Origin of the sequence: Bradyrhizobium sp. Ash2021, assembly GCF_031202265.1 — a bacterium.
Taxonomy (GTDB): Bacteria; Pseudomonadota; Alphaproteobacteria; order Rhizobiales; family Xanthobacteraceae; genus Bradyrhizobium.
This window is the reverse complement of sequence record NZ_CP100604.1, coordinates 2,699,250-2,719,777: the sequence shown is the minus strand read 5'-3', so window position 1 is coordinate 2,719,777 and position 20,528 is coordinate 2,699,250. Positions and strand designations below refer to the sequence as shown.

Annotated in this window: 20 protein-coding genes; 14 read left to right on the top strand and 6 right to left on the bottom strand. The window is 63.4% G+C overall.

Annotated elements, in window-relative coordinates:
• Window positions 1-131 precede the first annotated feature (131 nt).
• The 3 genes from NL528_RS13120 to NL528_RS13110 all read left to right on the top strand — a co-directional run bounded on the left by NL528_RS13120 (window position 132) and on the right by NL528_RS13110 (window position 2,533).
• Complete coding sequence (locus NL528_RS13120; RefSeq protein ID WP_309183074.1) at window positions 132-1,265, top strand: site-specific DNA-methyltransferase; 1,134 nt, start codon at window positions 132-134, stop codon at window positions 1,263-1,265.
• Between the two features lie 92 nt (window positions 1,266-1,357).
• Complete coding sequence (locus NL528_RS13115; protein WP_309183073.1) at window positions 1,358-1,687, top strand: hypothetical protein; 330 nt, start codon at window positions 1,358-1,360, stop codon at window positions 1,685-1,687.
• A 159-nt stretch (window positions 1,688-1,846) separates the two neighbouring features.
• Window positions 1,847-2,533 carry a glutathione S-transferase N-terminal domain-containing protein gene (locus NL528_RS13110; RefSeq protein ID WP_309183072.1) on the top strand — a complete coding sequence of 229 codons (687 nt, stop codon included), beginning with the start codon at window positions 1,847-1,849 and terminating at the stop codon, window positions 2,531-2,533.
• Window positions 2,534-2,692: 159 nt separating this feature from the next.
• Here NL528_RS13110 and NL528_RS13105 read toward each other — a convergent pair whose 3' ends face one another.
• Window positions 2,693-3,118 carry a nuclear transport factor 2 family protein gene (locus NL528_RS13105; RefSeq protein WP_309183071.1) on the bottom strand — a complete coding sequence of 142 codons (426 nt, stop codon included), beginning with the start codon at window positions 3,116-3,118 and terminating at the stop codon, window positions 2,693-2,695.
• 92 nt (window positions 3,119-3,210) lie between these two features.
• Here NL528_RS13105 and NL528_RS13100 point away from each other — a divergent pair, with 92 nt between their 5' ends.
• The gene (locus NL528_RS13100; RefSeq protein WP_309183070.1) at window positions 3,211-4,134 is read left to right on the top strand and encodes a LysR family transcriptional regulator; all 924 of its coding nucleotides are present in this window, start codon (window positions 3,211-3,213) and stop codon (window positions 4,132-4,134) included.
• Between the two features lie 166 nt (window positions 4,135-4,300).
• Here the strand turns inward: NL528_RS13100 and NL528_RS13095 are convergent, their stop codons facing one another.
• On the bottom strand, window positions 4,301-4,921 hold the full coding sequence (locus tag NL528_RS13095; protein ID WP_309183069.1) for a glutathione S-transferase N-terminal domain-containing protein: 621 nt from the start codon (window positions 4,919-4,921) through the stop codon (window positions 4,301-4,303).
• A gap of 136 nt (window positions 4,922-5,057) precedes the next feature.
• On the opposite strand from NL528_RS13095, the gene NL528_RS13090 reads away from it, so the two are divergent.
• On the top strand, window positions 5,058-6,347 hold the full coding sequence (locus NL528_RS13090; protein ID WP_309183068.1) for a flavin-dependent oxidoreductase: 1,290 nt from the start codon (window positions 5,058-5,060) through the stop codon (window positions 6,345-6,347).
• A 164-nt stretch (window positions 6,348-6,511) separates the two neighbouring features.
• Here the strand turns inward: NL528_RS13090 and NL528_RS13085 are convergent, their stop codons facing one another.
• Together NL528_RS13085 and mutY are read right to left on the bottom strand one after the other, a co-directional pair.
• Window positions 6,512-6,931: a PaaI family thioesterase gene (locus NL528_RS13085; protein WP_309183067.1), complete on the bottom strand. Its 420-nt coding sequence runs from the start codon at window positions 6,929-6,931 to the stop codon at window positions 6,512-6,514.
• 67 nt (window positions 6,932-6,998) lie between these two features.
• A complete protein-coding gene (gene mutY, locus NL528_RS13080) occupies window positions 6,999-8,126 on the bottom strand; it encodes an A/G-specific adenine glycosylase (protein WP_309183066.1) in 1,128 nt (375 codons plus the stop codon).
• 204 nt (window positions 8,127-8,330) lie between these two features.
• Between mutY and NL528_RS13075 the strand changes: the two genes are divergently transcribed.
• The 7 genes from NL528_RS13075 (at window position 8,331) to NL528_RS13045 (ending at window position 16,760) form a co-directional block, all read left to right on the top strand.
• Window positions 8,331-8,810 (top strand): DciA family protein, encoded by a 480-nt coding sequence (locus NL528_RS13075; protein ID WP_309183065.1) that lies wholly within the window; start codon window positions 8,331-8,333, stop codon window positions 8,808-8,810.
• A gap of 119 nt (window positions 8,811-8,929) precedes the next feature.
• Entirely contained in the window at window positions 8,930-9,586 is a 657-nt protein-coding gene (locus NL528_RS13070) for a DsbA family protein (RefSeq protein WP_074279737.1), read from the top strand.
• Window positions 9,587-9,609: 23 nt separating this feature from the next.
• Window positions 9,610-10,263: a thioredoxin domain-containing protein gene (locus tag NL528_RS13065; RefSeq protein ID WP_309183064.1), complete on the top strand. Its 654-nt coding sequence runs from the start codon at window positions 9,610-9,612 to the stop codon at window positions 10,261-10,263.
• 217 nt (window positions 10,264-10,480) lie between these two features.
• A complete protein-coding gene (smc, locus tag NL528_RS13060) occupies window positions 10,481-13,945 on the top strand; it encodes a chromosome segregation protein SMC (protein ID WP_309183063.1) in 3,465 nt (1,154 codons plus the stop codon).
• Between the two features lie 122 nt (window positions 13,946-14,067).
• The gene (locus NL528_RS13055; RefSeq protein ID WP_309183062.1) at window positions 14,068-14,235 is read left to right on the top strand and encodes a GDCCVxC domain-containing (seleno)protein; all 168 of its coding nucleotides are present in this window, start codon (window positions 14,068-14,070) and stop codon (window positions 14,233-14,235) included.
• Between the two features lie 192 nt (window positions 14,236-14,427).
• On the top strand, window positions 14,428-14,712 hold the full coding sequence (locus NL528_RS13050; RefSeq protein WP_309183061.1) for a hypothetical protein: 285 nt from the start codon (window positions 14,428-14,430) through the stop codon (window positions 14,710-14,712).
• Window positions 14,713-15,197: 485 nt separating this feature from the next.
• Window positions 15,198-16,760: a L,D-transpeptidase gene (locus NL528_RS13045; protein ID WP_309183060.1), complete on the top strand. Its 1,563-nt coding sequence runs from the start codon at window positions 15,198-15,200 to the stop codon at window positions 16,758-16,760.
• Between the two features lie 302 nt (window positions 16,761-17,062).
• Here NL528_RS13045 and NL528_RS13040 read toward each other — a convergent pair whose 3' ends face one another.
• On the bottom strand, window positions 17,063-17,584 hold the full coding sequence (locus NL528_RS13040; protein ID WP_309183059.1) for a Cache 3/Cache 2 fusion domain-containing protein: 522 nt from the start codon (window positions 17,582-17,584) through the stop codon (window positions 17,063-17,065).
• Window positions 17,585-17,938: 354 nt separating this feature from the next.
• Here NL528_RS13040 and NL528_RS13035 point away from each other — a divergent pair, with 354 nt between their 5' ends.
• Window positions 17,939-18,664, top strand: a complete 726-nt coding sequence (locus NL528_RS13035; RefSeq protein WP_309183058.1) for a hypothetical protein — start codon at window positions 17,939-17,941, stop codon at window positions 18,662-18,664.
• Between the two features lie 143 nt (window positions 18,665-18,807).
• Window positions 18,808-19,221, top strand: a complete 414-nt coding sequence (locus NL528_RS13030; protein ID WP_309183057.1) for a nuclear transport factor 2 family protein — start codon at window positions 18,808-18,810, stop codon at window positions 19,219-19,221.
• 231 nt (window positions 19,222-19,452) lie between these two features.
• On the opposite strand, the gene coaA is transcribed toward NL528_RS13030, so the two are convergent.
• On the bottom strand, window positions 19,453-20,385 hold the full coding sequence (coaA, locus tag NL528_RS13025; protein WP_309183056.1) for a type I pantothenate kinase: 933 nt from the start codon (window positions 20,383-20,385) through the stop codon (window positions 19,453-19,455).
• Window positions 20,386-20,528: the final 143 nt, after the last annotated feature.

Below are 20,528 nucleotides of genomic sequence, written 5' to 3'. Positions count from 1 at the left end.
TCTTCCTCAGCAATCTCTTCCGGCGACAATTCCGGTTAAGTCGATTTTTACTTTGCCCGGTCAATGTATCGCCAGTCGGTTGTTTAGTCCCGCGTCGCCGGCAGCGTCGCCTGAGTCAGAGTAATTGAGTCATGGTTGTGTCGCGTCGCGGGGCGTCTGCAAGGGCGCCCCGCACTAAATTCGAGTCCGAGTCCAGCGCTCGTATCGTCGTCGGCGATTGCGTCGCCGAGATGTCGAAGCTTCCGGCGGGCTCCGTCGATCTGGTCTTCGCAGATCCCCCGTATAATTTGCAGCTGAAGGGCGACCTGAAGCGCCCCGACGAATCCCACGTCGATGCCGTCAACAACGACTGGGACAAGTTCGCATCGTTTGCGGCGTACGACGATTTCACCCGCGCCTGGCTGCTCGCCTGCCGCCGCATCATGAAGCCGTCAGCGACGCTGTGGGTGATCGGCTCCTACCACAACATTTTCCGCGTCGGCGCGATCATGCAGGACTTAGGCTTCTGGGTCCTCAACGACATCGTCTGGCGCAAGACCAATCCGATGCCGAATTTCCGCGGCCGCCGCTTCACCAACGCCCACGAGACCATGATCTGGGCGGCGCGCGACGAAAAGGCCAAAGGCTATACCTTTAATTACGAAGCGCTGAAGGCGGCGAACGAGGACGTGCAGGCGCGCTCCGACTGGCTGATTCCGCTTTGCACCGGCGAAGAGCGCCTTAAGGGTTCCGACGGCAAGAAAGTGCATCCGACCCAGAAGCCGGAGGGCCTGCTGGCGCGCGTGCTGCTGTCGTCCTCAAAGCCCGGCGATCTCGTGATCGATCCCTTCAACGGCACCGGCACGACGGGTGCTGTGGCAAAACGCCTCGGCCGCCGCTACATCGGCTTCGAGCGCGACAAGACCTACGCCGCCGCGGCAGAAGAACGCATTGCCGCGATCGAGCCGCTGCCGGAAGCCTCATTGGCGCCCTTCATGACCGCGCGCGAGGCGCCGCGGGTCGCATTCTCCGAACTGATCGAACGCGGCATGATCCTGCCCGGTACCAAACTCGTCGATTCCAAGAAGCGCCACGGCGCTTTGGTGCGTGCCGACGGCGCCATCATGCTCGGCGACAAGGTCGGCTCGATCCACCGCATCGGCGCGGTGGCGCAAGGCTCGCCCGCCTGCAACGGCTGGACCTTCTGGCACGTCGAGACCAAAAAGGGCCTGCGCCTGATCGACGAGTTGCGCGCCGAAATCCGCTCCGAGATGGCGGCGAGCTGAAATCCATCGGCCGATCACGCCAATTCGTCTTGAATCCAGGCAGACGGGGACTAAACTCTACGCGGGCCATTGATTGCGTCGAGCGATCCGCGATGCGAAGGCAATCTGAAGCGCTACTGCTGCTACCGTTGCTGCCGATCTTTCTGGTCGGCCTGTTTCCAATGCTGATCCTGGCCTTGTTGGGATTTGCCGGTCTCGGCCTGCTCGGCATCCTGCTGATCTGCGCCGGTTTATCCGATGCGTTGGACGCCCACAGCGATTTCAATCAGCACATTATCGTCGAGGGCTATGCGCGCCGATCCGAACCGGCGATCGACGCGTCGAATCTGCATTCGGCGATACGTTCCGCGACGGCCATGAGGGTCGCCGGCGCTGCACTGATCGTCGCGAGCATATGCGGCCTGTTGTATTCCCGACTATAGCGCGGAAACGCGCGCTCGCGCCCGATGCGATGACAGCACTGCATGCCCTCCTCACGAACTCGTCGCTTGCGCTTTTCGCCAGAATTTGCGCATGGACATGCCGCCCGCGGCAGTGCCGCCGCGTCCCGATTTTTGTCGGCAACGAAAGGGAGCTTTCCAATGCTCAAATTCTACTTCAACGGCGCGCCGAACCCGAACAAGGTCGCGCTGTTTCTGGAAGAGTCCGGCCTGCCCTATGAGCTGGTGCCGGTCGATACCCGCAAGGGCGACCAGTTCAAGCCGGAATTCCTCAAGGTGAATCCGAACGGCAAGGTGCCGGCGATCGACGATGACGGCGTGTTCGTATTCGATAGCAACGCGATCCTGCTCTACCTCGCCGAAAAGACCGGCAAATTCCTCGCCCCCAACACACCCGCCAACCGGGCGCAAACGCTGTCATGGCTGATGTTCATCGCCACCGGCCTCGGCCCCTATTCCGGCCAGGCGGTGCATTTCAAGCATGCGGCTCCAAAAGACCTGGAATACGCCCATAACCGCTACCAGTACGAAGCGCATCGCCACTACAAGATCCTGGACGATCACCTCGCCAACAGCCGTTACATGGTCGGCGACACCTACACCATCGTCGACATGGCGTTCTGGGGCTGGGCGCGGATGGCGCCGAACGTGCTGGGCGACGACGTGTTTGCAAAATACCCCAACGTCAAGCGCCTGCTCGACGAGGTCTCGGCCCATCCGGCCGCGGCGCGCGCGATCGTGCTGAAGGACAAGTTCACCTTCAAGACCGACATGGACGACGAGGCCAGACATATCATGTTCGGCCATCTCAAGGCCAAGGCGGCCTGATCGAGCCGGAACTGCACAACGGCGCCCTTCACGGGCGCCGTTTTCATTTCACGCGTCGATTGCCGCGACCGCCTCGACCTCGATCAGCCAACCCGGCTGCGCGAGACGCGTGACGACCACCAGCGTGCTGGCCGGCGGCAACCGGAAATTTCCAGCGTCTCAACCCGCCCCCTGCTGCCGCGCGACGGGAAACGGTCCCAAAACCCGCTCGCACAGGGTCGAGTCCAGGTACTCCCGGATTTCGCAAATTTTGCCGTTCTCGATCCGGTAGATCAGGCAATAATGATTGTCGTAGCGCTCGCCGGCGTTGGTCACCATGTCGCCCCGCGCCTCTACCGCGACCCATTCATCGTCGGCGATGAACCGAAACGGAACGGTACGGCGCTGCTTCAGCAACGAGGCCACGTAGCCGTAGAGGTCGCGAAGCACCGATTCCTTGCCGTGAAACGTCTGCGACCAGGAATACTGGCCGGTGACGGTCATGGTGACGTCGTCGGCCAGGCTGTCGACGTACAAAGTCCGGTCGCCGGCCGTAACGCCGGCGAAAATCGTCTCCATCAGTTTCTTGTTGTCGGCGGCGCTCATGACGGCTTCTCCATTGATTGGCTGATCGCCAATCATTGCGGCGCCGTCCGCCATTCTTCCAATCGATAGTCGATATGATATATATTCACCTCATGAATTTGAATTCGCTTGACCTCAACCTTTTGGTCGCGCTCGACGCGCTGCTCAGGGAAGCCAGTGTCAGCCGCGCGGCGATGCGGATCGGGCTGTCGCAGCCGGCGGCGAGCCACGCGCTGCAGCGGCTGCGCGACCTGATCGGCGATCCGCTGCTGGTGCGTAACGGCGCGCGGATGGAGCTGACGCCGCGGGCACTGGCCTTGCGCGGGCCGCTGGCGCAGGCGCTCGACCAGGTGCGCGCGCTGTTCGTCCCCGACGATTTCGACGCCGCACGCAGCGATCGGCAGTTTCGGCTGATGATGCCGGACCTCGCGGTCGAACTCTTGATGCCCCCGCTGATGGAGAAGATCACGAAGGCCGCGCCGAATGTAACCATCGATGTGGTGCCGTGGCGAGGCTCGGCGATCTTCACCGCGGAGTTTGCCCGCACCATCGATCTGGTGATCAGCATCGGCAACGCCTTCTCCGGATTTCACCGCCAGCGGCTCTACACCGACAGCGATGCGCTGGCGGTGCGGCGCGGACATCCCTCGGGCGCCAAACTGAAGCGGCGCGATGCGTTTCTCGAGGCGCGGCATGTCGCCGTCATCCTTCGCGGCCGGAACGAGGACCTGATCGACGGCTGGCTCCGATCCAAGGGCATCGAGCGGCGGATCGCGCTGGTGGTGCCCGGGTATCTCGAAGCGCTGCACGTGGCGGCGCGCACCGATCTCGTCGCCTTCGTGCCGCGCCGTCTGATCGCCGCGCTGGCGAAGCAATTATCGCTGACGACAGTCGCGCCGCCGCTCGATCCCGGGATCGACGAGCAATTCCTGTTCTACCCGACCCGCGCCCAGATGGACCCCGGCTCGATCTGGCTGCGCAACATCATGCTCGGCATCGGCCGCGAGATGGAGCGCGACAAGCGAAAGGCGGCGTAGAAATCAACGCCCTCGCAGTCGTCGTCCCTGCGAAAGCAGGGACCCATACGCCGCGGCCGTTGTTGACGAATACATCTGCCAGACGCGCTCCAACGACAGGCCGCGGCATATGGGTCTCGGATCGGCGCTCGCGATGCTCGCTTGTCCGGGACGACGTGACGTTTTGTCAGGCCTTTTCCTCGGCGAGCACCTTCTGCACCGCGGGCCGCTGCTCCATCCGTTTGCGATGGTCGGCGACCTTCGGCAGGGTCGAGAGGTCGACGCTGTCGCCTTCCAGCCAACCCGCCAGCGTAAACAGATAGGGATCGCAGATCGTGTACTGCTCGCCCATCACCCACGGCCCTTTCAGCATGTCGCGCTCGATCAGCGCAAAACTGGCGCCGACGCTCTTCGGGATCATGCGCTTCATGTCGGCGAAGGAAGCTTCGTCGGTCGCCCAGCGATAGCCGCGCCCTTTATGGGCGTGCGCCACATGCACGGTGGAGCACAGATAGCTGTTGAAGGCCTGCACTTTCGCGAACTCGAACGGGTCGTCGAGCGGCGCCAGTTTCGCTAACGGAAAACTCTGGGCGATGTAGGCCAGCATCGCCGGCGTCTCGGTCAAAATCCCCTGATCGGTCACCAGCGACGGCACCCGCCCCTTCGGATTGATCGCCAGATATTCCGGGCTGTTCTGCTGGTTGGCTTTGAAATCGAGTTTGACGGTCGTGTAGGGGGCGCCGGCCTCCGCAAGGGCGATATGCGAAGCAAGCGCGCAGGTGCCGGGGGCATAATAGAGCTTGAGCATGGCCAGTCCTCGTTGAGAAAGCGGCAAGTTAACGGCGCGCCCTCGCGCCGTCCATCCCCGGGGCGATATCAGCCTTTCGCGGTTGCCCACAGCCGCGCTCCCATGCCATGACGATGCCAGCTATCGAGGGCGTATCATGACCGTATTAATCGCGGGCGGCGGCATCGGCGGGCTGACGCTGGCGCTCAGCCTGCACCAGATCGGCGTCCCCGCGCGCGTGTTCGAGAGCGTGTCCGAGCTAAAACCGCTCGGTGTCGGCATCAACGTGCTGCCGCATGCCGTGCGCGAATTGATCGAGCTCGGCCTGCATGACCGGCTCGACGCGTCAGGCGTGCGCACCAGGGAGCTCGCCTATTTCTCCAAGCACGGCAAACCGATCTGGAGCGAGCCGCGCGGCATCGAGGCCGGCTACAAATGGCCGCAATTCTCGATCCACCGCGGCACGCTGCAGCAGATCCTGCTGGACGCCGCGATCGAACGACTGGGCAAAGAGAACATTCTTACCAGCCATCATCTGTCGAGCTGGACCGAGACGGCAGACGGCGTGCGCGCCGAATTCATCGACAAGGCCACCGGCAAGCCGGCGGGCCACTATGACGGCGTGCTGTTGATCGCCGCCGACGGCATCCACTCGGCGGTGCGCGAAAAGCTCTATTCCTTGGAAGGCCCGCCGATCTGGAACGGGCGCATCCTGTGGCGCGGCATCACCACCGGCGACGCTTTCCTTTCCGGCCGCACCATGATCATGGCCGGCCACGAGATCCTGAAATTCGTCTGTTATTCGATCTCGAAGCAGGCCGATGCGAACGGCAAATATCAGATCAACTGGGTCGCCGAGCGGCATATGCCGCCGACCTATCAATGGCGGCGCGAGGATTACAACCGGACCGCAAAGCTCGAAGAGTTCTTGCCATGGTTCGAGAACTGGAAATTCGACTGGCTCGACGTGCCCGGCCTGATCGAGAACTGCCCGCACGCTTACGAATACCCGCTGGTCGACCGCGATCCGATCCCGCAATGGACGTTCGGCCGCGTCACCTTGATGGGCGACGCCGCGCACCCGATGTACCCGATCGGCTCAAACGGCGCATCGCAGGCGATTTTGGACGCCCGCGTCCTCACCCGCGAAATCCTGGCGCATGGCCCGACCAATACCGCGCTGTTGGCTTATGAGGCCGAGCGCCGGCCTGCAACTACCGACCTTGTCATGCTCAACCGGCGCAACGGGCCGGAGCAGGTCATGCAGTTGGTCGAAGAGCGCGCGCCCAACGGCTACAATGTCGTCACCGACGTGCTCTCGCTGAAAGAACTGGAAGACATCGCCGCCAACTACAAGCGCGTCGCCGGTTTTCAGGTCGAAGGCCTCAACGCCAAACCGCCGATTGTCACCATACCTCAGCCAAGCCAAATTTCGAACGCGCGCTGATTTTCACGTCATTGCGAGCCACCGGGTCGCGCGAATGCGCGCCCGATGATAAACTCCGCGAAGCAATCCATCTCTCCACGAAAAGAAAGAATGGATTGCTTCGTCGCTAGCGCTCCTCGCAATGAAGGCGATAGACATCTGGCAGGTCGCAGCCACCAGCGTCGCTACCGAATGGCCTTCGCGGACTCGACCAGCCGCGCGCTGGTCGTGGCGGTCGCGAGCACGGTGCCATTCTCGGCCATCAGCCGTCCCTCGACGAAGGCGATGGTCTTGCCGAGTTGGGTGACATTGGCTTCGCCCGTGATCGGGCCCGGCTTTGCGGGGGCGAGAAAATTCACCGTCATGGTGATGGTCGCGGTATAGAGCTTTCCGTCAGTCATGACGAATACGGCCGGGCCCATCGTGTCATCGAGCATCGCGGAGAGAATGCCGCCCTGCACGAAGCCTGCCGGATTGCAGAACTCTGGTCTGCCGTCGAAGCCGATCCGGACCCAGCCGTCCCTGGGCCGCGCATCGAGCAGATGCCAGCCGAGCAGCTTTGAGGATGGCGGCGCAGTGAGATGGTCGAGCGCGGTTGCGATCATGGGGAGCCTCCGTTGGCGGCTGTCGTAGCGCAGGCCTGCTGCCAGCATGCTGTCAGCAGTCGCGCAGTCAGCCCTGGAGGCCGAGCCCGTGCGCGATCGCCTTGCGCATGACATTGGGCAGCGCCTCGTCCGCAAGCGTCGCAACCGGCACCCAGCGCATGCCCGCGGGCGCGCGCGTGCGTGCGGCGACCTTTGCGGTGTAGACCACAAGCTCCAGCGGAAAATGCGTGAAGACGTGGGTGACGACGCCCGCCTTGCGGTGCCAGCGCGTGATGCCCTTGTGCACCGGCGCCTGCTGCAGCGCCGCGTTGTCGTCGTGTCCGGCAAGCCAGTCCGAGCCTGGCACTTCGGTCATGCCGCCGAGCAGCCCCTTTTCGGGTCGGGTGCGGACCAAAAGCTCGTCGCCGCGCGTGACGACAAAGGCCGCGCCCCGGCGCAGCGCGCCTGATTTCTTCGGCGCCTTGCGCGGAAAGGTCTCCTGATCGCCGCGCACACAGGCGGCGCAGTCGTCGTTCAGCGGACACAGCGCGCAGGCCGGTTTCTTCGGCGTGCAGATCGACGAGCCGAGGTCCATCAGCGCCTGCGCGCTATCCCCGGCGCGAGACTTCTCGTCGCCGGCGCGAGCATCGCCAAGCAAAGTTGCGGCCAATTGCTGGATGAACGGCTTTGCCTGCGGCAGCGGCTCCTCGACCGCGAACAGCCGCGACACCACCCGCTCGATATTGCCGTCGACCGGCATGGTGCGGCGGTCGAAGGCGATCGCCGCGATCGCCGACGCGGTGTAGGGCCCGATCCCGGGCAGCGCCTGCAGGCCTTGCTCGGTATCGGGAAACACCCCGCGGTGATCGCGCAGCACTGCGACCGCGCAGGCATGCAGGTTGCGCGCCCGCGAATAATAGCCGAGCCCGGCCCACATCCGCAGCACATCGTCGAGCGAGGCGCGGCCGAGCGCCTCGACATCGGGCCAGCGCGCCAGAAATTTCTCGAAATACGGCCCGACGGTTTTGACGCCGGTCTGCTGCAGCATGATTTCCGACAGCCAGACGCGATAGGGATCGGCACGCTCGCCGGCCGGCGGCCGCCACGGCAGCCGGCGGCGGTGGCGGTCGTACCACTCCAGCAGCAGCACGGGGCGGCCGGAGGCCGCTTCAGGCGCTTTTCGTCGTTTGATCTTGGTGGCCGCGGAAGAAGTCATCAAGGCACTCTAGTGTTGGAACGCAAATCCCTCCACGTCATGCCCGCGCTTGTCGCGGGCATCCACGTCTTTCTTCTTCGCGCGGGTAGACGTGGATGGCCGGGCATAGGCGAGCGGAAGCGACGCCGTCCTTCGGACGGCTATGCCCGGCCATGACGGTTGAGATGGTTCCGTCTACGCTACGCGAGGTGCTATAAGGCGCCCATGGCAAAACCCGGTCCGATCAGCGCTAAGCCGCTTTCCGTCCTGCTCAGCGACGTGTTTTCCGATGCCTATGCCAAGCAGGGCTTTGCCGCGCGCGAGCTGGTGACCCGCTGGGCGGCGATCGCCGGAGCCGAGATCGCTGCCCATTCCGAGCCGCTGAAGATGCAGTGGCCGCGGCCGGTGGAGGGGCAGCCGCAGGAACCGGCGACGCTGGTGCTGCGGGTGGAGGGCCCGATGGCGCTGGAAATCCAGCACTCCTCGGACGTCATCCTGCAGCGCGTCAATCGCTTCTTCGGCTGGAGCGCGGTAGGAAGGCTGGCGCTGCGCCAGGCGCCGTTGTCGCGCCGGGAGCGGCCTCCGCCGCGCCGCGCGCCGGACCCGAAATCGGTGGCGAAGGTGGCCGAAACCCTGTCCGCGGTCGAGGACGAGGACTTGCGCGCCGCACTGGCGCGGCTGGGCGCCTCGATCAAGCGAAATTGAGGCTGCGGCGCGGACAGACTGCCGCAACCCGCCATTGCCACAATTATCGTTTCAAGCTAGCGAAGGCTTCTTTTTAAGACCTCTTCAGGCGTGAACGCGCCAATTCCCGGGAGCAGACCTTGATCATCACCCGCCGCGCCTTCACCGCCGCCCTGTCGCTGACCGGGCTTGCCGCTCTCGCCGGGTTCTCGCCACTGCGGCTGATCACGCAAGCGATGGCGCAAAGCGCCGCCGACGTCGCCAAGCCGCAATCGCTGCCGGACATGGGCCTTGGCCCGGCCAACGCCACGGTGACCATCACCGAATACGCCTCGATGACCTGCCCGCATTGCGCGAATTTCAACGAGACGGTTTTTCCGAAGATCAAGTCGGAATATATCGACAGCGGCAAAATCCGCTACGTGTTCCGCGAATTCCCGCTGGACATCAAGGCAGCGGCCGGTTCGATGCTGGCGCGCTGCATCGCCAAGGACGACGCGCCGAAATATTTCGCCGTTATCGACCTGCTGTTCAAGCAGCAGAGCGAATGGGTTGTGAAGAACACCACGGAGACGCTGACGCGGATCGGCAAGCAGGCCGGCCTCACCCAGCAGGCGGTGGAAGATTGCCTGAAGGATCAGGCGCTGCTCGACAAGATCGCTGCCGATCAGAAGTTCGCTAATGAGGTGCTGAAGGTCAATTCGACGCCGACCTTCTTCATCAATGGCGAGATGGTCAAGGGCGAAACCTCGTTCGAGGAGTTCGACAAGAAGATCAAGGCGCTCTTGAAGAGCTGATCGATCACTTAAGGAGCAGGCCGTTGCTCGTCACCCGCCGCGCCTTCACCACCGCTTTGTCGCTGACCGGACTTGCCGCGCTCGCGGGTCTGTCGCCACTGCGCCTGATCGCGGAAGCGATGGCGGCCAGCGCGGACGACGTCACCAGGCCGCAATCGCTGCCGGACATGGCGCTCGGTCCCGCCGATGCAAAGGTCGCGATCGTCGAATATGGGGCGCCGACCTGCCCGCATTGCGCCAAGTTCAGCAAGGACGTGTTTCCGAAGATCAAGTCGGAATATGTCGACACCGGCAAGGTGCGTTACATGTTCCGCAATTTCCCGCTGAACATCAAGGACCTGGCGTGCGAGATGCTGGCGCGCAACATCGCCGGGGACGATGCAGTGAAGTACTTCGCCGTCGTCGACATCATGTTCCGGCAACAGGACCAGTTGGTCGAAAAGACCGGCGACACGCTGAAGCTGATCGGGCGGCAGGCCGGGCTCAGCGTTCAGGCGGTCGAGGATTGCCTGAAGGACCAGGCGATGCAGGACAAGATCGCCGCCGTCCAGAAATACGCCGAGGATGTGCTGAAGGTCGATGGCACGCCGACCTTTTTCCTCAATGGTCAGGTGATCGTCGGTGAAACCAGCTTCGAAGAGTTCGACCAGCGGATAAAATCGCTGTTGAAAACCTGATTCGCGGGGCCGCATTTCTACGGTGCCCTAAGCCCCGCAAAACCCACAATAAAACCCTTGGGAAAAGCCCTTCCCGCTGGTTGCCCTTCGGCCCCAGCCTCGCCATTGTCCCCAGCCATAAGAGCCGCATCGAGCGACTCGTCCACACACCGACATTGCCTTCTATGGTATTGTCACGGCAGGGAGATTCGCGTCCTGCCAACAGAGACCTGTGTTCATGAAACTCACGCGCCTTCGCCTTCACGGTTTCAAGTCGTTCGTCGAGCCCACCGATTTCATGATCGAACCGGGCTTGACCGGTGTGGTCGGGCCGAACGGCTGCGGTAAATCGAATCTGGTCGAGGCGCTGCGCTGGGCGATGGGCGAGACCTCACATAAATCGCTGCGCGCTGCCGACATGGATGCGGTGATCTTCGCCGGTTCCGGCAACCGTCCGGCGCGCAACCACGCCGAAGTGGTGATGACGATCGACAATGCCGATCGCTCGGCGCCGGCGGCAGTGAACGATCGCGAGATTCTGGAAATCTCGCGCCGGATCGAGCGCGAGGCGGGCTCGGTCTATCGCATCAACGGCCGTGACGTGCGCGCCCGTGACGTCCAGATTCTGTTCGCGGACGCAGCCACCGGCGCTCGTTCGCCGGCGCTGGTTCACCAGGGCAAGATCGGCGAGATCATTCAGGCCAAGCCCGAACAGCGCCGCCGGGTGCTGGAAGACGCCGCCGGCGTCGCCGGACTGCACGCCCGCCGCCACGAGGCTGAACTCCGCCTCAAGGCGGCCGAGACCAACCTCACCCGCGTCGAGGACGTGATCGGTCAACTCGCGGGCCAGGTGGACGGGTTGAAGAAGCAGGCGCGGCAGGCGATCCGCTTCCGCGAAGTCGCCGCCAAGGTGCGCAAGGCCGAGGCCACGCTGTTCCACCTGCGCTGGATCGAGGCCAATGCCGACGTCGCGGAAGCCGCCCGCACCCACGACCTCAATGTGCGCGAGATGGCCGAGCGCACCCGCGAACAGGCCGAGGCGGCCCGCATCCAGGCGATCCGCGCTTCCGAACTGCCGGCGCTGCGCGAGGGCGAAGCCCGCGCCGCGGCAGGACTGCAGCGGCTCACCAACGCGCGCGAGCTGCTCGACCGCGAGGAAGAGCGCGCCAAGGAGCGCGTCGCCGAGCTCGATCGGCGGCTGACGCAGTTCTCGGCCGACGTCGCCCGCGAACAGCAGCAGACGTCGGACGCCGAAGTAGCCCTGCAGCGGCTCGACACCGAAGATTCCGAGCTGAAGGAAGAGATCAAGTCGCGCGTCGAAAAGCGCAGCGGCGTCGATGAGCGGGTGTCCGAGGCCGAGGCGACGCTTGCCGCCGCCGAGCGCATGTTCGGCGAACTGACGACCGTGCTCGCCGACTTGACCGCCAGGCGCAACCAGCTCGAGGCCGGGGTGCGCACCCATCGCGACCGGCTGGCGCGGCTCGATCAGGAACTCGCCAACGTCCAGGCCGACGAGCAGAAGCTTAGCGACGAAACCGGCAATCTCGGCGACCTCGATGCACTCGCAGGCGCCATGGAAACCGCGCAGGAGCATCTGGCGCAGTCGGAAGCCATGGCACAGGAGAGCGAAGCCGGCCACGTCGCCGCGCGCTCGCGGCTGGAAGCTTCGCGCAGCCCCCTCGCCGAGGCCGACAAGCGCGTGCAGCGGCTGGAGACCGAAGCGCGCACGATTTCCAAGATCGTCAATGGCGAAACCAAGAACCTGTGGCCGCCGATCATCGACGGCATCACCGTCGCCAAGGGCTACGAAAAGGCGATCGGCGCCGCACTCGGCGACGATCTCGACGCGCCGGTCGATCCTTCCGCCCCGATGCGCTGGACCAATGCCGGGGAACATGGCGAGGATCCGTCGTTGCCGGAAGGCGTCGAATGTCTCGCCAACCACGTCCAGGCGCCGACCGAACTGGCGCGCCGTCTGGCGCAGATCGGTGTCGTCGCCAAGGATCGCGGCGCCGAACTGGTATCGCAACTCAAGACCGGCCAGCGGCTGGTGTCACTGGAAGGCGATGTCTGGCGCTGGGACGGCTTTGTCACCGCCGCCCACGCGCCGACCGGAGCGGCGCGGCGTCTGGCCGAGCGCGCACGGCTGGTCGACATCGAGCACGAACTCGAGCAGGCCCGCACCGACGCCACCAATAAGCGTCAGGCACTGGAAACCGCCGAAGCCGAACTGAGGGTCGCATCGTCCGCCGAGTCCGCCGCCCGCGAGGCGTGGCGCGCCGCCCAGCGCGAAGCCGACGCCGCGCGCGAGCGTCATGCCGCGACCGAGCGCGAGATCAATCGCCACGCCGCGCGCAAATCAGCGCTGACCGAAGCCCACAGCCGCCTCGCCGCCGATCGCAGCGAAGCCGAGGCCGCGCATGAGAACGCCACCGCAGCAATCGCGGAGCTGCCGCCGAGCGCCGATACCGAGACCAGATTGGCCGCCGTCCGCAGCGACATCGAGGGCCATCGCCGCCTCGCTGCACAAGTGCGCGCCGAAGCGCAGGCGCTGGCGCGCGAGGCCGAACTCGCCGACCGCCGCGTGCAGGCGATCCTCGCCGAGCGCACCGAATGGCAGAACCGCAAGCAGAGCGCGGCCTCGCAGGTCGCCACCATCGAAGCCCGCGTCACCGAGGTCACCGCCGAGCGGGCCGAGCTCGAGGACGCACCGGCCCTGTTTGCGCAAAAGCGCCGCGCCCTGATCAACGAGATCGAAACCGCCGAAAGCGCCCGCCGCGTCGCCGCCGACGCGCTGGCCGCCGCCGAAAGCGTGATGGCGGAGACCGACCGCTCGGCCAAAATCTCCCTTGAAGCGCTCTCCAGCGCGCGCGAAGCCTGCGCCCGTGCCGAAGAGCGCATGGAGGGAACCAAACGCCGCCTCGCCGATATCGAGCGCGAGATCCACGACATGCTGGAGGTGGAACCGCACACGGTCGCCGCGCTGGCCGAGATCGAGCCGGGCGCGGAACTGCCGCCGCTCGCCGAGATCGAGGAAAACCTCGAAAAGCTGCGCCGCGACCGCGAGCGGCTCGGTGCCGTCAACCTGCGCGCCGAGGAAGAGCTGCGCGAGGTCGAGGCCCAGCACACCGCACTCACCACCGAGCGCGACGATCTGGTGGAAGCCATCAAGCGCTTGCGCCAGGGCATCCAGAGCCTCAACCGCGAGGCGCGCGAGCGGCTGTTGACCTCGTTCGAGACCGTCAACGAGCACTTCAAGCGGCTGTTCGTCGAACTGTTCGGCGGCGGCGAAGCAGCCCTTCATCTGATCGAGAGCGACGATCCGCTGGAAGCCGGCCTAGAGATCATCGCAAAGCCGCCCGGCAAGAAGCCGCAGACGCTGTCGCTGCTCTCCGGCGGCGAGCAGGCGCTGACCGCGCTGGCGCTGATTTTCGCGGTGTTCCTCACCAACCCGTCGCCGATCTGCGTGCTGGACGAAGTCGACGCGCCGCTGGACGACCACAACGTCGAGCGGTTCTGCAATCTGCTGCACGAGATGACTTCGTCGACCGATACGCGCTTCATCATCATCACCCACAATCCGATCACGATGGCGCGGATGAACCGGTTGTACGGCGTCACCATGGCCGAGCGCGGCGTCTCGCAACTGGTCTCGGTCGGCCTCGATGACGCGGTGAAGATCCTCGATCAGAACGTGGCGTAGTCTTTCTCGCCCTGTCCCGTTGACGTCATCATCCGCGAAAGCGGCGCGCGGCCATTGCCGCGCTGGGATGGTAAGTTACGCCGGAGCCTGTCATCGGGCCGCGCCTTGCGAAAACGGAGACCATGCCGACCGATGCATGCCAGTTCTTCTATGAATGCACCGGCTGCGGCACCAAGCTAAAGCCTAAAACGGGCGATTGTTGTGTGTTCTGTTCCTACGGCTCGGTGCCGTGCCGACCGATTCAGGCCCAGCGAGCCGGCGAGCCGAGCGCCGCGGGGTGTTGTTCCTAATTCGGCCACGAGCGGCATTGGGTTGCGGAGGATAACCGCATCTGGCGGTGCCAACGTAACAGGATCGCATAGTAGACAGGTCTTGGTACAAAAAATTTGTGCCGCCCCGCAGAATTAAGAAAACGTTAGTCGCGAGATGTATGATCGGTAGAAGTCGACAAACGAGGATTTCTCGGTTTGAAGGGGCATATTATGCGCAATATCGCTTCAGCTGTCGGAGTTGTGGCAGTAGCCGCAGCCACCTTTTTGTCGCCAGGACCGGCGACGGCAGAGAACGGTCAAATCGCCGCTGGCGTCGTAGGCGGACTTATCGGCGGTGCATTGCTCGGTGGGGCTCTGGCGTCACGCCCTGCTCCGCCGCCGGTCTACTATGCGCCGGCGCCGGTATACGTCGAAGAGCCCGTGTGCCGGTTCGTTCGCGAACGCTACTGGGACGGCTTCGGCTGGGTATACCGCCGCGTCGAGGTTTGCGGTTGATCGTCCGTTGTACTGATCACCGCCTTCCCGGAAAATGTGACGAGCGAACAACACTCGCACGGCCTTTCGAGTGATTTCTGCGGAAGCGCAGCCTACAGAGTTCAACTCGACCACTATGGTCCGGTGCTATCCAGCCCGCCATGGGATCAGAGCCTGACGGGGATGCCTGAAGCAAATGGCTTCAAAGACCCGACTTCCGGTAAGGGTCAAACGCTACCGAATCGAACTTTCGGGCCGTGTCCGGGTTTCCCCCGGTAGCGACCGGATTGCGGACATTCCGGATTGGCAGCTTCGTGCCAATTTCGGCCGCGAGCCGGCCTTTCTCCTGCGCGGGCTGTCGTATATGAGAATAGCACTGGAACGTGCCGATAGTCCCCAGGAGCGAATTGGCGGCGGGGATGGTGGTGGCAGTTAGTTGATCCAAAAGTCGCGATCTGACACTTGATCGACGCAAGCGCGGACAGGCATTTCAACCGGGGCATGGCATGGTAAATCGGTTTACGACAGCGCGAACCACCGTGGCGATGCGGCGCTGGGGTTCTCTTGGGGGCCCTCTCGCCATTGTGACGCTCGCGGCGATCGCCGCACTGACGGCGCTGACTGTGCCGTCGCCCGCCGACGCGGCGAAGCGCCCCGCGGCCGCCACCGAAGCGACGGCGCCGCGCGATGCCGGCGAGCCGATTATGGCGATCGTGTCGATCAAGAGCCAGCAGGTCACTTTCTACGATGCCGACGGCTGGATCCTGCGCGCGCCGGTGTCGACCGGCACCACGGGACGCGAGACGCCAGCCGGCGTCTTCGCCCTCATCGAGAAGGACAAAGACCACCACTCGAGCCTCTATGACGATGCCTGGATGCCGAACATGCAGCGCATCACCTGGAACGGCATCGCACTGCACGGCGGGCCGCTGCCCGGATATGCCGCCTCGCACGGCTGCGTGCGGATGCCCTATGGCTTTGCCGAGAACCTGTTCGAAAAGACTTGGATCGGGATGCGCGTGATCATCTCGCCTGGTGACGCCGAGCCGGTCGAGTTCTCGCATCCGGCGCTGTTGGTGCCGAAGGCGGAGGCCATCGCGGCCGCACCGGCCAGGGCCGAGGCGCTCACCCGCGAGGCGGCCGAGGCTGCCAGGACGGCCGACGAGGCGAAGAAAGCCGCAGCGTCTGCGGCGCGCGAGACGGCTTTGCTGACGGCGTCGCTGCGCAAGCTGGAGGGACAGAAGACCCGCGCCGACGCCGAGCTCGCCTACGCCGGCAAGGCGCTCGCCGCCGCCAGGACGGACGAGGCCAGGGCGCGGGCCGAGGACCTCAAGCAAAAGGCCGCCGCCAAGGCCGCGGACCTGGGGACCCAGCTCGACACCGCCAGGGCCGACGCGAAATCGAAGCCCGACGCAGCCGCCGCAGCAAAGGAAGCGGCCAAGGCAGCCCAGACGAGGAAGGCCGACACCGCCAAGGCGGCAAGCGAGGCGAAGCTCGCGCTTGAGCCGGCGTCGATCTTCATCAGCCGCGCGACGCAGAAGCTTTACGTGCGGCGCAACACGCATAAGCAGTGGCCGGACGGCGGCGAGGTGTTCGATGCGACCATCGAGGTTCCGGTCACGATCCGCAATCCCGAAAAGCCGATCGGCACGCATGTGTTCACGGCGGTGGCGCGCAACGACACGGGCCTGCGCTGGACCGCGGTCACGATCGACAACGGGGACAATGCCAGGGACGCGCTCGACCGCATCACCATCCCGCAGGATGTGCTCGATCGCATCGCGCCGACCGCATTGCCGCGGTCCTCGATCGTCATCTCGGACGAGCCGTTGAGCCGCGAGACCAACTATCGCACCGAATTCGTCGCGGTGCTGAACAACCAGCCCCAGGGCGGCTTCGTGACGCGCCGGCCTACGTCCGAAGAATTCGTTGCGAGCGGCGACGTCGGGGGCGACAACGGCCTCGGCTTCGGCTTCTTCAATTTCCAGCGCGATTGGAACCCCCAACCTGGCACTACGCGCCCGCGCGGCGGCCAGTACTATCGTCAGGGACAACAGGGCTTGTGGTAAGACGCTGCACGTCGCGCGTCGGCCGCATGGTCGCTCACGGACATTTTCGGACCTCGACGCTGGCGTTGTCGAGGTCCGCTTTACCCTGATGACCGGACATCGTCGTTGAGGTCGGCAATGTCCGAAAGGTGCCAGAAGCGGTCATTTCACTCCACCGGGTGTGTTGGAGTGAGGGTGCGGGCTCTACTGAGCCTCATTCATCTGCGTGACCTATGATTTTGAACCGCGTTTGGTCATGGCGGCAAATTCCGCAACGCGATTCCCAGAGCACGAGCAGCCTCTAATTCCTTTTCAGCGTCGGACTAGTTCTTCAAATAACCGACATAATAGATGCCGATGACGTTGCTGCTTGCATCGCGGATTGGCTCATAGCCAGTGACGTAAGGCTTGCCCAGGATGTCGGCCTCTCCGAAATAGCTTTCGCCCTTCGCAATAGCCGCGATGGCTTTACCCTTTGGGTCGAGAATGGTGCCTATCGCCCGCGACCCGTCATCCTTCTTAACGTTCGTTGCCACGCGGACGAACTCGTCGCCGCTCTTAACAAAGATGGTGGCGGTCCCACCCGCTTCCTTCTGGACCTCGTCAACCAGCACGAAATTGTTATTCATCTTGGTCGTGCCAAAATGTATGGCGGGGACAATCTTGCCAGCGACTGCCTCATCCCCGTTGACAATGGGTGCACCCAGCGTCGCAGCCTTCGACTTGAGAAGTTGCATCGCGGCCTGCACATCCTCAGCAGGTCCGGCGAACACTCGTGCGGGGGATTGAACCAAAAAATCGGCAGTAAAGGCCAGCAGTACCAGTAAGAACTTGGACTTCTTCATGGTTACCTCCCATTGGCCTCACAGCATCTCGATGTGAAGACTATCGGGCGAGGAGGCCCATTGCGGCGATTGTTCAAACCCGATAAGTGGACGCCCCTTTTCGCGTACATGTCAACGGTGGCCGGTCGAAGTGGCCCCGCGGCACAATGTCCGAAGCGGGTCAATCGCATCGTTTTGGAGATCGGTCGGCCACGTCGAGTCCACCCCGATCAACGGACATCAGCAGACTGGCCCGCGCCGCCAAGACCGCCTGATGTCGGCGTAGCTTTGCCCGCAGGCTTTTAGTGTTGTCGCATCATGTGGTCGAACCTCCAGCACCAAATCGGTGACTAACCGTGAACCAGGAAGGAAGCCATGTTTGACCAGAGATTGCGAGAAATTTGGATTGCACTATTGCTTGCTTTCGCCACGGTGGCGCCCGCCAGCGCCGATGGGCCAAGAGCCAGCTACAAGCTGGACCCCGAGGGCACCTTCATATCCCCCGACAAGAAAGTGCGGCTCGAGCAATATGCCCGGGAGAACAAGGACGGGGACCTGTCCTACCACTTCTGGACCTTCGACAGGGATCATCGGCATGCTTTCCTGTTGAACCCTGGCAAGGGCGATGACTTGCCGGCCTATGCGGCTGGATTTCGATTTAGCCCGGACAGCCAGTGGCTAGTGCGAATGCAAAAACTGGGATCCGGCTCTCAGACGCTGTTTCTGTATCGCAGGAACGGGTATCAATTCTCACCAGCGACCAAAAAACCCCTTGGTGATCTGGCCTGGGATTATTTCTTCACCACGCCGACCTCAAAGGGGATGCATCGGGACCCCGAGAACCCGTATGGGCTCGATCACGCATTTGTCGCACTGGTCAAGGGGATGGAAGAAAACTACCCCTGGATGGGGCAGCATTGGCCCGACAGCCGCTATGTCGTGATCAGCCTGTCGTTCGACATGCAGGGTGAAGACGACAAAACGGCCCCATGGATCGAAGACTGGCACTGCGTCTACGATCTGAAAACCGGGGCATTTTCGGTGCCTCCCGACTTCGTGGACAACAACGCGAAAGCCGTCACATATCCTCAACCAAAGTGAGATGGACTGGCGTGCGGGCCGTCGAGGTGAGGCAAGCCATCGACTCATACACCAACAAACCGGAAACGATGAGTTTCCACTCTCGCCGTTTCGCGGGTCGCTCCCACGACCACATCATCATGGCGCAGACAAGGAGTCCTCTGATGAACCAGCATGCCAGCAAGAACAGCGTCCCGCCGTCCGTGGGCGCAGATGTGAGTGGCATCCAGACGCTACTCAACCGCAATCTTCCGGAAGTTTTCGGTGAAGGTGATTCGGCTCGCCGAAGGGCCGCAATTCAGGAACTTTACACTGAAGACTGTGTGCTATACGCGCCGCCCGGCACGTTCGTCGGTCACGACGCACTGGACAAGTTCGCTGGCGATCTCCGAGCGACGCATCCTCATTTCGTTTATACGCCTCATGGCGCGCCCCAGGTTCTGCACAATTCGGGACGCCTGGCGTGGGGCTCGGGGCCGAAAGGCGAAACGCCCCAGTACACCGGTGTGGATTTCATCATCGCACGGGACGGCAAGATCGCGGCTCTTTATGTCTACCTCGACTCGCCGCCCACATAATGTGCGGAACGGCATAGGACCTACTTGACTAACGGGCACCCGCCTTGGCGCGTTGGCCTCTTCTGCACTGAAGCAGCTTTACGCCGAGCAGCCCACGTCAGCAGAACTTGCATAGGTCTGCATCGGGTCATTCGCGTCGAGTTTGACATCTCTCCGGCATGTCGGGTCTGGGACCAACTCCGGACATTCGGACCAGCTTTTTCACTCGGCCAACGCGGCGGACTCTGCCGCCTATGTCTCTCGCAACCAGACCTCACCAACCGAGTGATCGGAACGCTTGCGGAGCACGACATCGGCGCGCATGCGGGTAGGCAGAATGTTCTCTCGGAGATTTGCGCGATGATGCTCACGCCACAGCCTGTCCGCGACCTCGCGCGCGTCGCTTGGCGGCAGATCCCTGTAGTGGTGAAAATATGAGGCAGGCTGTTGGAAAGCGGTCCGCTGCAGACCGAGAAAGCGCTCGACGTACCACGACTGGATGTCGGTCTCGTCAGCGTCCAGGTAGATCGAAAAGTCGAAGAAGTCCGAGACGACCATGGGTGCCGTGCCGCGCGCATGCAATACATTCAGGCCCTCAAACATCAAGATGTCCGGATGCCGAACGACCTGATGCTCCGAAGGTACGATATCCCCGATAAGATGCGAGTACACCGGCAGTTCGAGGTCGACTTCAGCCGCTTTCACCGCCGACAGGAACCGCAACATTCGCGGCAGGTCGTAGCTCTCGGGAAAGCCCTTGCGTCGCATCAACCCTCGTTCTTCCAGAACCCGATTGGCATGCAGGAACCCGTCAGTCGTGACGAGTTCGACCCGGCGATGGTCTGGCCACCGCGCTAAAAGCGCGCAAAGCACGCGGGCAAACGTACTCTTGCCAACGGCAACACTGCCCGCCAACGCGATGATATAAGGCGGACTGCGTGGTGCGCGACCCAGGAATGCGCTTTTAACGTGCATAAGGCTGCGCGCCGCGGTGAAATGCAGGTTCAGCAGCCGCGTCAGCGGCAAGTATATGTCGGCGACTTCGGCGGGGGTGATCGGCTCGTTCAGGCCGCGAAGCGCAGAGAGGTCCGCTTCAGAGAGCGTCAGCGGCGTGTTGAAGCGCAACGCTGCCCACTCGCTTCGGCCGAAGGTGATATATGCCGAAAGCTCTTCGGACTGGCTCATCGGTTCCGTTCTGGGCAGAGGTGGACGCATTCACCAATTTGGCCGCGGCAAATCCATGTTTCCCAAATCCATGTTTCTAATGTCCCGATCGCGTCGCCGCGCTATGGCGATGCACACGATGGGTACCCAAAACACCGTTGCTG

Coding starts and splice junctions, on each gene's coding strand:
- NL528_RS13120 (WP_309183074.1), top strand. CDS start 132: ATGGTTGTGTCGCGTCGCGGGGCGTCTGCAAGGGCGCCCCGCACTAAA.
- NL528_RS13115 (WP_309183073.1), top strand. CDS start 1,358: ATGCGAAGGCAATCTGAAGCGCTACTGCTGCTACCGTTGCTGCCGATC.
- NL528_RS13110 (WP_309183072.1), top strand. CDS start 1,847: ATGCTCAAATTCTACTTCAACGGCGCGCCGAACCCGAACAAGGTCGCG.
- NL528_RS13105 (WP_309183071.1), bottom strand. CDS start 3,118: ATGAGCGCCGCCGACAACAAGAAACTGATGGAGACGATTTTCGCCGGC.
- NL528_RS13100 (WP_309183070.1), top strand. CDS start 3,211: ATGAATTTGAATTCGCTTGACCTCAACCTTTTGGTCGCGCTCGACGCG.
- NL528_RS13095 (WP_309183069.1), bottom strand. CDS start 4,921: ATGCTCAAGCTCTATTATGCCCCCGGCACCTGCGCGCTTGCTTCGCAT.
- NL528_RS13090 (WP_309183068.1), top strand. CDS start 5,058: ATGACCGTATTAATCGCGGGCGGCGGCATCGGCGGGCTGACGCTGGCG.
- NL528_RS13085 (WP_309183067.1), bottom strand. CDS start 6,931: ATGATCGCAACCGCGCTCGACCATCTCACTGCGCCGCCATCCTCAAAG.
- mutY (WP_309183066.1), bottom strand. CDS start 8,126: ATGACTTCTTCCGCGGCCACCAAGATCAAACGACGAAAAGCGCCTGAA.
- NL528_RS13075 (WP_309183065.1), top strand. CDS start 8,331: ATGGCAAAACCCGGTCCGATCAGCGCTAAGCCGCTTTCCGTCCTGCTC.
- smc (WP_309183063.1), top strand. CDS start 10,481: ATGAAACTCACGCGCCTTCGCCTTCACGGTTTCAAGTCGTTCGTCGAG.
- NL528_RS13055 (WP_309183062.1), top strand. CDS start 14,068: ATGCCGACCGATGCATGCCAGTTCTTCTATGAATGCACCGGCTGCGGC.
- NL528_RS13050 (WP_309183061.1), top strand. CDS start 14,428: ATGCGCAATATCGCTTCAGCTGTCGGAGTTGTGGCAGTAGCCGCAGCC.
- NL528_RS13045 (WP_309183060.1), top strand. CDS start 15,198: ATGGTAAATCGGTTTACGACAGCGCGAACCACCGTGGCGATGCGGCGC.
- NL528_RS13040 (WP_309183059.1), bottom strand. CDS start 17,584: ATGAAGAAGTCCAAGTTCTTACTGGTACTGCTGGCCTTTACTGCCGAT.
- NL528_RS13035 (WP_309183058.1), top strand. CDS start 17,939: ATGTTTGACCAGAGATTGCGAGAAATTTGGATTGCACTATTGCTTGCT.
- NL528_RS13030 (WP_309183057.1), top strand. CDS start 18,808: ATGAACCAGCATGCCAGCAAGAACAGCGTCCCGCCGTCCGTGGGCGCA.
- coaA (WP_309183056.1), bottom strand. CDS start 20,385: ATGAGCCAGTCCGAAGAGCTTTCGGCATATATCACCTTCGGCCGAAGC.